At 35.1% G+C, this 10118-nt stretch carries 13 protein-coding genes; 3 read left to right on the forward strand and 10 right to left on the reverse strand.

All coding sequences use genetic code 11. The features are described 5' to 3' along the window. Positions 1-226: 226 nt before the first annotated feature. The 6 genes from V3595_RS28345 to V3595_RS28370 form a co-directional block, all read right to left on the reverse strand. Positions 227-667, reverse strand: coding sequence for a cell wall hydrolase (locus V3595_RS28345; protein ID WP_402940348.1), 441 nt, complete (start codon positions 665-667; stop codon positions 227-229). Between the two features lie 229 nt (positions 668-896). Further along, positions 897-1094, reverse strand: a complete 198-nt coding sequence (locus V3595_RS28350) for a hypothetical protein (RefSeq protein ID WP_485911272.1) — start codon at positions 1092-1094, stop codon at positions 897-899. A 564-nt stretch (positions 1095-1658) separates the two neighbouring features. Beyond that, positions 1659-2351, reverse strand: coding sequence for an aspartate/glutamate racemase family protein (locus V3595_RS28355; RefSeq protein WP_485911273.1), 693 nt, complete (start codon positions 2349-2351; stop codon positions 1659-1661). A gap of 36 nt (positions 2352-2387) precedes the next feature. Beyond that, complete coding sequence (fosM, locus tag V3595_RS28360; RefSeq protein ID WP_485911275.1) at positions 2388-2810, reverse strand: FosM family fosfomycin resistance protein; 423 nt, start codon at positions 2808-2810, stop codon at positions 2388-2390. Positions 2811-2824: 14 nt separating this feature from the next. Beyond that, the gene (locus V3595_RS28365; protein WP_402907188.1) at positions 2825-3355 is read right to left on the reverse strand and encodes a PepSY domain-containing protein; all 531 of its coding nucleotides are present in this window, start codon (positions 3353-3355) and stop codon (positions 2825-2827) included. Between the two features lie 23 nt (positions 3356-3378). After that, positions 3379-3822 carry a GNAT family N-acetyltransferase gene (locus tag V3595_RS28370; protein ID WP_485911277.1) on the reverse strand — a complete coding sequence of 148 codons (444 nt, stop codon included), beginning with the start codon at positions 3820-3822 and terminating at the stop codon, positions 3379-3381. A gap of 166 nt (positions 3823-3988) precedes the next feature. On the opposite strand from V3595_RS28370, the gene V3595_RS28375 reads away from it, so the two are divergent. The 3 genes from V3595_RS28375 (at position 3989) to nhaC (ending at position 8304) form a co-directional block, all read left to right on the forward strand. Beyond that, positions 3989-5398: a sigma-54 interaction domain-containing protein gene (locus tag V3595_RS28375; protein ID WP_485911279.1), complete on the forward strand. Its 1410-nt coding sequence runs from the start codon at positions 3989-3991 to the stop codon at positions 5396-5398. 234 nt (positions 5399-5632) lie between these two features. After that, positions 5633-6799, forward strand: coding sequence for an alanine dehydrogenase (locus V3595_RS28380; protein WP_485911281.1), 1167 nt, complete (start codon positions 5633-5635; stop codon positions 6797-6799). A 53-nt stretch (positions 6800-6852) separates the two neighbouring features. Further along, positions 6853-8304: a Na+/H+ antiporter NhaC gene (gene nhaC / locus V3595_RS28385; protein WP_485911283.1), complete on the forward strand. Its 1452-nt coding sequence runs from the start codon at positions 6853-6855 to the stop codon at positions 8302-8304. 93 nt (positions 8305-8397) lie between these two features. On the opposite strand, the gene V3595_RS28390 is transcribed toward nhaC, so the two are convergent. From V3595_RS28390 to V3595_RS28405, 4 genes are all read right to left on the reverse strand, one after another. Next, positions 8398-8880, reverse strand: a complete 483-nt coding sequence (locus V3595_RS28390) for a GNAT family N-acetyltransferase (RefSeq protein ID WP_485911285.1) — start codon at positions 8878-8880, stop codon at positions 8398-8400. Between the two features lie 134 nt (positions 8881-9014). Next, positions 9015-9221: a hypothetical protein gene (locus V3595_RS28395; RefSeq protein ID WP_485911287.1), complete on the reverse strand. Its 207-nt coding sequence runs from the start codon at positions 9219-9221 to the stop codon at positions 9015-9017. A 48-nt stretch (positions 9222-9269) separates the two neighbouring features. Continuing rightward, positions 9270-9473: a helix-turn-helix transcriptional regulator gene (locus tag V3595_RS28400; protein ID WP_063235833.1), complete on the reverse strand. Its 204-nt coding sequence runs from the start codon at positions 9471-9473 to the stop codon at positions 9270-9272. A 12-nt stretch (positions 9474-9485) separates the two neighbouring features. Then, positions 9486-9884: a DUF2178 domain-containing protein gene (locus V3595_RS28405; RefSeq protein WP_485911289.1), complete on the reverse strand. Its 399-nt coding sequence runs from the start codon at positions 9882-9884 to the stop codon at positions 9486-9488. Between the last annotated feature and the right edge of the window lie 234 nt (positions 9885-10118).

Below are 10118 nucleotides of genomic sequence, written 5' to 3' on the forward strand. Positions count from 1 at the left end.
ATCTTCAAACGAAGATCCTTTTTAGCTGCTTGTTCAATTAAAACGCCCGATTGCGGAAGAACAAAATAATGATAATAATTGCTGCCTTTAGCTTCTTGAACTAACGCACCCGTTAGCTTAAGTACAATAATTCACAATCTTACTTTTTTAGATAAAAACTATTACTAAAAGTTTTATATTGTATAAATATTTTAAATATGTAAAAAAGCTTACTCAAAGAGTAAGCTTAACCTCTATAAACACTATCACATGTTCCAGGTTTTGGTTCATAAAAACAATGGTCTTTAAATTGACCAGTATGAGGTTGATCATACCATGTTGGAGGGCATGGAGCATATGGATTAAAATACCAAAGAGCATATCTAGCCGGATGCTGTCTCCAGTGCTTCAAATTCTGTTCTGCTAATCTTCTTTCAATACCTCTCGCTCTTTGATAAAATACATTCCCTTTTTGAACAGCTTCAAAAGAATAATTTCCTCCTTGTACTTGATAAATGACTTGTGGAATTGTTCTTAAACCTTTAAAGTCTAAACAATTAGCTACAAGACGATTCACAATTACATTTCCAACATATAACATTCCTAGTTGTCCTTCACCTTCGGCTTCTGCTCTCATCATCCTTGCCATTAAGTCAACGTCTGAACTTCGGTAGTTTGCTCTTGTCATTTTTCCACCCCAAAAATATTGTATGAAAAATAGCCTACAGTCATGTCATTATTTATGTAATATAAATGCTTAGTTATAATAACTTACAGCTTTTAAGTAAAATGAAAACTATTGCATTCTTTTTTCCCTTTAATTCAACTATCCTGCCCCGTTAGTTCCATAAGAAAAAGAGCTGCCACAGCAACCCTGTTATTGATGTTAAGCACCCGTTAGTCTAGTATATTAATATTTATTGCTTGTCATCAGGTTCTTCCGTATTACCCATGTTTTTTTGATTTTTACTAATATGATTGGCTATAAATAAAAGCAAACCAAAACTCCCGCCAACGAGTACCCCGAAACCTGAACCAACAGCTACCCATTCCAAGGCGTAAAAAACAATCACACCGAGAAGAACATATGAAAAAACAGTATCTATCTTTATCAAATCTAACCTTCTCCTTTACTGCTATATAAATTTCATATCATTTGCATTTTGACTAATTAGCTACATAAGCACAGCTTAAGCATGATATTGTAGCAAAAAGTATTCTACCGTATTAAATGACCTGAAAGTAATGAACCAAGCAAAGGTACATGGAATGGACAGATAATAAATATTTATTAAGCACCCTAAAATCATTACGTACTTTATGAATCTTTTCTTATTAAGAATTGACAAAAATAGTCCAATAACTGGTAATATAATAACTGCTATTTGTATCGTTATATTAACGAAATTGTGCATCCTCAAGGGCTAACATTCATCATCCCCTTACTATGGATGAACAAAAAAGTTCCTGATAAGATCCAAATTAAACTAGTAATATATATATATATAATACATTTCTCATCTATTCTCCCTTTTAAATTCGAGTCCCATATCTTCTAGTAAAACTTTAACACATAATTCCATTTATTTGATAAAAAATTCCCTGAATTATCCTGCCCCTTTTACGCCACAAAAAAAAGGCTGCCGCAGCAACCTTCCTTATTACAGTGACTAATCAATTCATTTTTCTAATGCCATATTAACGGCTTCAATGGCATGTATTACAGCCGTATTAAATAATGGCACTTCTGAATCCTCTGGTTTTATTAGTAATCCAATTTCTGTGCAGCCTAGTATTATTCCTTCCGCTCCATCATCAACTAACCCCTTGATTACGTTTTTGTAATAATCCCTTGATGATTGTTGAATTTTCCCTAAACATAATTCTTCATAAATTACTTTATTGATGACTTTTCTATCCCCATCATTTGGTATCAAAACCTTGACATCATTAGACTCAATTCGTGTTTTATAAAAGTCTTGCTCCATCGTATATTTAGTGCCAAGTAAACCAACCGTACTGATTTTGGACTTTTGAATTTGTTTTGCTGTTGAATCAGCAATGTGTAAAATCGGTAAACTGACTTTTTCTTCAATATATCCAATCACTTTATGCATCGTATTTGTACAAATTACAATCATTTCGGCACCTGCCTTTTCCAAAGACAGAGCCACATCGCCTAATAAATTACCGGAGCTTTCCCAATCCCCGTCTGCTTGGTAGCGTTCGATTTCTTCAAAATCCACGCTATATAAAATGCACTTGGCTGAATGCAATCCTCCCAATTTGGCTTTTACTTCTTCGTTAATGATTCGATAATATTCTAACGATGACTCCCAGCTCATACCGCCAATAAGACCAATAGTTTTCATGAATATTCCCCTCTTCATTTGAAAATAGCTTACTTATTAGTCGAAAAACTCCATATGTGCTTTTTCTTGTTTGTAGTAATCTATTCTATTTTGTAAAGTACCTGTATGAAACTCAAACTTATGACCATCAGGATCAGTGAAATAAATGGATTTCATATCTTTTTCATCTCTTGGACGACTTGACAGGATATTTACATTCAATAGCTTTAGTTTCTCGTACATGTTCATAAAGTCAGCTTCTTCTATGGAAAAAGCGATATGTGTGTATGATTGGCTTATTTCATTACGGGGAATATCTTTTTCTACATTCAGGGCAAGCCACATTCCATTCAAATCAAAATAGGCAGTGTTTCTCCCCTTAACTAACAATTTAGCATCAAAAACTTTTTGATAAAATTCTATGGAACTCTCTAAATCAGAAACTGAAAATAAAAAGTGATTCAAACCTTTTATAGACACATAACCACCTCATATTAAGATTGCCTTTTATTCGCCATTAGACGCTTATAGAGAGGATACCCGAACATGTAATACCCGGAAAATGACAGCAGGATTAAGGATAAACCGGTCATTGTGAGGATACTGTATCTATACCAATCGCCAAAGAAGGATCCATCATGCAAAGTAATCAGGAAAGTCGAGTAATCTGGATTTGTGGATAACACTTTTCCTGTACTTACATCTATTTGAACACCTTGACCGTTATTAAAGCGAACCTGGTACACATTTGCACTTGGTCTATATTCAATTCTAAATATATCTTCAACCGAGTCCGCACCTGGAAGATCCTGAGACGTAGCAATGGACACTACCTTCTCCATAGGTATCGCTTGATCTGGACTCGCCTCTTTCCCCGTCCTTAACTCATCAGCCACTCCGAGTGGTATCATATAAACAAGTACGAGGCCTGTGACTGCGATGAACATAAAAAAAACGGATAAAACCAAACCAGTCCATTTATGTATTTTTCGGCTTAATTGATACAACTTTACAGATTTCGACAATTCCATCACCCCTTGACTACTTTTCAAAATAAAATTTTCTTCATAACCACCCTATCTTCATTTACAACATAATCATTTTTCAGATAAAATGCTTCTGCAAGACCGTCATTAGCCGTTAATAAATATAGACTTTTAATCTCTCTCTTCTGCAGTTCATCTTCTAAAGAATGAAGCATTTTTGAGCCATGCCCTTTGCCTTGCAATTCATTATTCACACATAGTTCTGCCAAATAATAAGTTAAACCTTGATAAGACACCTTACTATTTCCAGCAACAAAACCAACAGGATTTTGATCAACATGAAATAAAAAGCCAAGAAATTTAGGTGTATGCAATAAGTCGGAAAGTCTCTCTTTAGCCGTTTCATATGTCCATCTTTCATTCCATGGTTCACGATTAAAAACGTTCATGTAGAGTTCGATACATAGCTCCAAATTTCCCGATGTCAGTGGTACCATTTCTGTCATTTTCACGCTTCCCTTCTATTTTCATTAAAATTTTGTATATTAATCCAAATTATATCTTATCTTTGTTGAACTAACCTGTTCCTATAGGACCATAAAAGAAGAGCTGCCTAAGAAGCAGAAAATACCTGAAACACCAGACAACTACAGAATCATGAAGGAGAATACAATGAGCAGATTAGATAATTATGAGGTTTTAAATCAACTGAAATACATTGATGGCATTACTATTATCGATAATAAAGGGACAATCTTATTTACAATCAAATTTAATCCTATATTTCACTCTGAAATTCTCGAACGAGAGCAAATATTAGGAGAAAGCTTGTTTTCTGTATTTCCTACGTTAAATGAAAAATCGAGTACGTTATTAAATTCATTGAAAACAGGGCGTCCTATTTTTAAGGGTAAACAAGAAATTGTTGATTTTATGGGACGAAAAATTGAAACCGCAAATATCTCTTTACCGATCAGGGCCCATGGGAAAATTATCGGAGCAATTGAATTGTCGAAAGAAAGAAAAAAAGAAGATTCATTTCCTACTAATGTAATCGAGATCAATTCGGAAATATTTAAAGGAGATAAACAATTACTGGAAAATATTCGACCTGAACGAGCAAAATATAGACTAAAAGATATTATTACTGATAACGAACAAATGAAGAATTTAAAGCGTTTAACCGAAAAAATCGCTAAAGGAAGCTCACCCGTCTTTATTTATGGTGAAACAGGAACAGGAAAAGAATTATTTGCCCAATCACTGCATAATGCCAGTAAACGTGCAGAAAAACCTTTCATTGCGCAAAACTGTGCAGCCATTCCGGAAGCCTTAATTGAAAGTATTCTGTTCGGGACAATAAAAGGAAGTTTTACAGGAGCAGAAAATAATCCAGGTTTATTTGAAATCGCAGAAGGAGGAACCATTTTTCTAGATGAAATTAACTCAATGCCCATTCATCTCCAGTCCAAGTTATTAAGAGTACTTCAGGACGGATATATTCGAAGGCTAGGAGATAGAAATATTAGAAAAGTTGATGTACGAATAATCACGGCGTCCAATAAACGCCCTGAAGATTGTGTAAAGGATAAAGATATGCGGCTTGATTTATATTACAGATTATGTGTAATGACGCTCAACATTCCGCCATTACGTGAACGGAAAAATGATATTAAGCCTTTATTGGATTTCTTCATCTCTAAATATAATGTACTGCTGCACAAAAATATTACCAACGTATCGAAAGAGGTATATGACTTTCTCTTGAGGTACAACTGGCCAGGGAATGTACGGGAGTTGGAACATATTGTTGAATTTGCGATCAATCAAATAGATGAATGGGAAGATACACTTCAAATGAAAGATATTGAAGAGCGTGTTAAAAATTTCATTAGACATAGTGAGGAAGAGTTTCAGATTGAACCATTAAAAGATGCTGTTGCCCGATTAGAAAAGATAATGATCGAAAAAGCGATCAATCAAACAAAAAACAACGTATCTCAAGCAGCTAAATTACTCGAAATCCCAAGACAGACTCTGCAAAATAAGATCAGATTGTACGAAATAGTGCCCAAAAGCTAACAATAGACAAATAAACGATGTAGAAAGTGCCCAAAATTTAACATCTATTGCTTAAATATTAACAATCTAATGATTTTCATTATCTAAAATCGATATTTTCATAACGGGAAACTCTTATTTTTCTGCATAAAACAGCGGAAAATGATGAGTTCCCTTGGCATGCTTCTTGCTAAGTTTACAGATGTAACACAAGGCATTTCCTCTCTATAAAAAATAGGAAGAAGGGGTTTAGTTATGAAAATTGGTATGCCAAGGGAAATCAAAGCTGGAGAAGATCGCGTTGTATTTACGCCAATAGAAACTGCTGAGTTAGTTGGAGATGGGCATTGCGTGTTAATCGAGACAGAAGCTGGTTTTAAAGCTGGCTTCACTGATGAGGAGTATATTAAAGCAGGCGCACAAATCAGACCGACCATGGACGAAATATATAAGGAAGCTGACTTTATTGTAAAAGTTAAAGAAATTTCACCCGAAGAATATGAGATGTTAAGGGAAAATCAAATGATCTTCGCCTGCCTCCATCCGGCTTCAAACAGAGAAGAAGTGGACGTATTAATTAAGAAAAAAGTGATTGCACTTACGGCAGAAGATTCCCATAGATACGGTTCCCCGAATTGTGAAGTTGCAGGCAAATTAGGGGCTTTAATGGGAGCTTATCATTTGCTTAGTATAAATGGAGGAAACGGACAGCTTATATGCGGAGTTGGTGGCGCATCGGGAGCGAATGTCTTGGTACTTGGAGCTGGAATTGTTGGAAAAGCTGCTACAGAAATTGTTTCCGCCTTAGGTGCTGACGTTACCCTAATGGACATTAATATAGGTGCATTAAGGCATTGTCAAGAGATTTTCCCTAAAAATGTAAACACAATGATCTCCAATCAACAAAGTATTAAGAAACTCCTTCAAGATATAGACTTAGTCATCAATTGTGTAAAATGGCCAAAACATAGAAATGATCATTTAATTACTAGAGATATGTTAAAAATCATGAAAAAAGGTTCAGTGATTGTAGACATCAGTGCGGATGTAGGCGGGGCAATTGAAACCTATAAACCGACAACACATGCAGACCCTACTTATGTGCTAGATGGCGTCATTCATTACGGAGTGGATAATATACCAGGAGCTGCACCTCATACTACCTCTAAAGCCTATGCTGCATCCGTGCTGCCGCATATCCGATCCATCGCGAACAACGGTGTAGCGGAGGCGTGCAGGAGAGACGGGTACTTAAGAAGAAGCTTAACCGTATATAAAGGAATTCTTACACATGAAGAAACGTGTGTTGTTCAAGGCAGAGAATTTACATTGCCGGAAGATGCATTGGGTTTAACGGATTGCAATGATCTCGATTTTGTACCTAATGCTACAACTACAAAATTATCAATTAAAATGAGTTAGTGCCCATCAACTATTTTATAAGAAAGAAAAGTGTTAAGGGGGGAGTACAATCCATGAATGACAGTGAAAATAAGGTTACATTAAAGATTGCATTGCTGACTATTCTTGTATTAATAACGGTTTTATCAATCGGCAACGGCATTTTGAAACTGCCTACTGATATAGTTTTTATTGTCGCAACCATCGCAATTTCTCTCGTTCTATTAACCCAGGGATTTAAAGGCAAGGAACTGCAAGAATATTTTGTTGATGGTTGTAAGAAATCATTGCTAGTCGTGTTGATTTTAATGAGTGTAGGAATGGTTATTGGTTCCTGGATTGTTTCGGGAATTGTTCCCTCTATTATTTTTTATGGGCTAAAATTATTGTCTCCCACCGTGTTTTTAGTATCAGGTTTTCTGATATTATGTGTTACGTCCTTTTTTATCGGCAGCGCTTATGCATCTGCTGGAACACTTGGAGTCGCATTTATGGGCATCGGCTATGGAATGGGAATACCACCGGCATTAACTGCAGGCATGGTTGTATCAGGGGCCATATTTGGAAATAAAATTTCGCCATTTGCCGACACTACAAACTTGGCTGTGGCTGTTACGGGTGTTGAACTCACGAGCCATATTCGGTCCATGCTTTATTCCGTTCTCCCCATACTAGTCATCAGTACTATCTTGTATGGAATTCAAGGAATGAAGTTTTCCCATAATTCGTTGGATGTGACCAAAATAGATTTAATTACAGATACGTTGTCTAAACACTTTGTGATCAGTCCCTTTTTACTGCTTGTACCGGTTTTAACGATTTTATTAGCTGCCAAGAAAGTTCCTCCATTAATTGCCTTGTTAATATCAGCATTAAGCGGGGTGATTGCTGCTGCTTTAATTCAAACAAATTATGATATAAACACCATTTTCACCGCATTATCCAAAGGGTTCCAAATACAGACCGGGGTGGAACAAGTCGACAACTTACTTAATAGAGGCGGTATAGCAAACATGATGCCGACTGTTACACTATCAATTTTAATTCTCGGTTTTGGAGAGATATTACAAAAAACAGGTATTGTAAGTGCTATTCTAGGCAGTATTAAGAATGCAATCAAAAGTGCACGAAGTCTAGTATTAACAACCTTATTTTCAGGATTAGTTACAGATATGCTTACAGCAAGTCAGTATATGTCCATTATATTGCCTGGTCAAATGTTTAAATCCGCCTATAAAAAACATAACGTATCGCTAACCGTTCTTTCTCGAACGTTAGAAGATGGCGGAACCATGTTTTCCTATCTCGTTCCTTGGTCGTTAACTGCCATTTATTTATCAGGGGTATTAGGAGTCTCGACTTTGGATTTTTTCCCTTTTGCTTATCAAGCCGTCTTAACACCTATTCTTGCAATAATCTACGCAATAACGGGATTTGCAATATTTAAGGAAAAAGGAAACTTGAATGAGGATAAAGAAAATCCAGAAGAAAAACCGTTTATGCAGAAAAAGATAAGCAATGAATAAAAAACACTTTAACTGACAGCCCTGCCTTACAGATATAATGGATTCTATGAAAAAAAGGTCGACCAGTAATTTTTACTGGTCGACCTTAATTCATTAAGAATAATTTGATAACTGTTTTTTGAATAAAACTCTATCTTGATTTTGTCCGTCATAGTCAGAGTGGACTGAAACACCATCAATTATTATATCTCCCTCTTCAATTTCAAATCCCAGCTTGCTATGATAGGCAATTGAAGATTTGTTGACAGGAGACGTTACACAACGGACAACATTGCGACCATTTTCATTAACGACATTAAAAAATTGATTGTATAAATGTCTTCCGATATCATTTTTTCTGTATTCAGGATGCACTCCGACAAAGTGAATATAAGCCTCATCAGATTGAGATTGAGATAGAATCCCTATTAGGAAACCGACTATTTCCCCTTCCTTTTCGGCTATGAAACTTGTATTTGTAAAATGATCAAAGAATAATTTCGGCAACATATCAGACATTTGCCTTCCGCCCCACCATTCATTGATTAGTGGAGATATTGCATAGTAATCTGATCCTTTCACTGAACGAATTTCCATCCTTCTCCCCCTTTAATGATGTAAAAATCTATTTAAACTAATTTTATCATTAAGGTCATTCTCACGTTATTAATTCTATAGCTAACCTAGCCCGATGCATAAAGAAAGAGCTGCCTTAAAGGCAGCACCGATCTTCACTTCATAATAACTGCAATAATCCCTATAATAATGCACAGAATTCCACCCAAAAATTGCCCTAATCCTGAAGCTTCTCCCATTAGCATTAAATTGAATATGTTTTTACTTTTTCGGTTTTTCCCAAATAAGCCATCATCTGTTTTCATACGATAAATACCCCAAACTATTAAAACAGCCCCAAAAATAAATAATACATTAAGCATATATGTTCCTCCGTTGTTTGTTTAATATGTTCATCTTTGTGAAATGTATTATTTGTCATCCTCATCAAAAATAAAAGTTTCTTCAATTGATAAATTAAAAACTGAAGCTATTTTATACGCAAGTAGCACAGATGGATTATACTTTTGTTTTTCTAATGAGATGATCGTTCTAGAAGATACACTTACTTTATCAGCTAATTCTTGTTGCGTTATTCCATATTCTATTCGCAATTCTTTTACTCTATTTTTCATAAATCCTCCGAATTAAAGGAAATGATTGTAATACTTTCTAGACCCAATTTGGCTAATTATTAATGAGACTAAGACAACAAATAATGCAGTATTTGTTGGGATAACGACATAATTAGTAATAAACATAAGAATAAAAATTTCGCACATCAGAATTTGCAAGGAAAAGCGAGCAACTTTCCCATCAATTAATGCATCTCTTTCGTCGTACTCCTTCGATAGTTCCTTTTCTAGTGATTTATTCTTACCGGATGTTATGTAAGAAATTGTTGAGTACAACAAAATTATCCCACCTAGGAATACTATGATATAGCCAAAATTAAATCTTTGTGATGTATCGAGAATTATTTGAATGATTCCCAATATTATTATCACCGTTGAGACTAAAAAACGCTGTATGAATAGATTTTTCAATCATACCTCTCCTAACCAACTTATTCACCTGGAGTGAAGTTTTCTTCACATGAAGTTAACTTCATGTGAAGTTGATTTCATGTTAATCTGTTTCAAAACAAATGTCAAGGGTAAATACTGATTCAACAACTTTCAACTAACCTCCCTCTATAAACATTGATGTATCAACGGTTTGCACCACTCGGTGTATTAGGGTAATTATTTTTTCATTCTACTTTTAAACAGAGTATTGAA

Source organism: Bacillus sp. CFBP9009 (assembly GCF_036541465.1).
Classification (GTDB): Bacteria; Bacillota; Bacilli; order Bacillales; family DSM-1321; genus Peribacillus.

What these genes read in the sequence shown, in the direction of transcription:
- V3595_RS28345 (WP_402940348.1), bottom strand. Translation starts at nt 667, where the DNA reads ATGACAAGAGCAAACTACCGAAGTTCAGACGTTGACTTAATGGCAAGG.
- V3595_RS28355 (WP_485911273.1), bottom strand. Translation starts at nt 2,351, where the DNA reads ATGAAAACTATTGGTCTTATTGGCGGTATGAGCTGGGAGTCATCGTTA.
- V3595_RS28370 (WP_485911277.1), bottom strand. Translation starts at nt 3,822, where the DNA reads ATGACAGAAATGGTACCACTGACATCGGGAAATTTGGAGCTATGTATC.
- V3595_RS28375 (WP_485911279.1), top strand. Translation starts at nt 3,989, where the DNA reads ATGAGCAGATTAGATAATTATGAGGTTTTAAATCAACTGAAATACATT.
- V3595_RS28380 (WP_485911281.1), top strand. Translation starts at nt 5,633, where the DNA reads ATGAAAATTGGTATGCCAAGGGAAATCAAAGCTGGAGAAGATCGCGTT.
- nhaC (WP_485911283.1), top strand. Translation starts at nt 6,853, where the DNA reads ATGAATGACAGTGAAAATAAGGTTACATTAAAGATTGCATTGCTGACT.
- V3595_RS28390 (WP_485911285.1), bottom strand. Translation starts at nt 8,880, where the DNA reads ATGGAAATTCGTTCAGTGAAAGGATCAGATTACTATGCAATATCTCCA.
- V3595_RS28395 (WP_485911287.1), bottom strand. Translation starts at nt 9,221, where the DNA reads ATGCTTAATGTATTATTTATTTTTGGGGCTGTTTTAATAGTTTGGGGT.
- V3595_RS28400 (WP_063235833.1), bottom strand. Translation starts at nt 9,473, where the DNA reads ATGAAAAATAGAGTAAAAGAATTGCGAATAGAATATGGAATAACGCAA.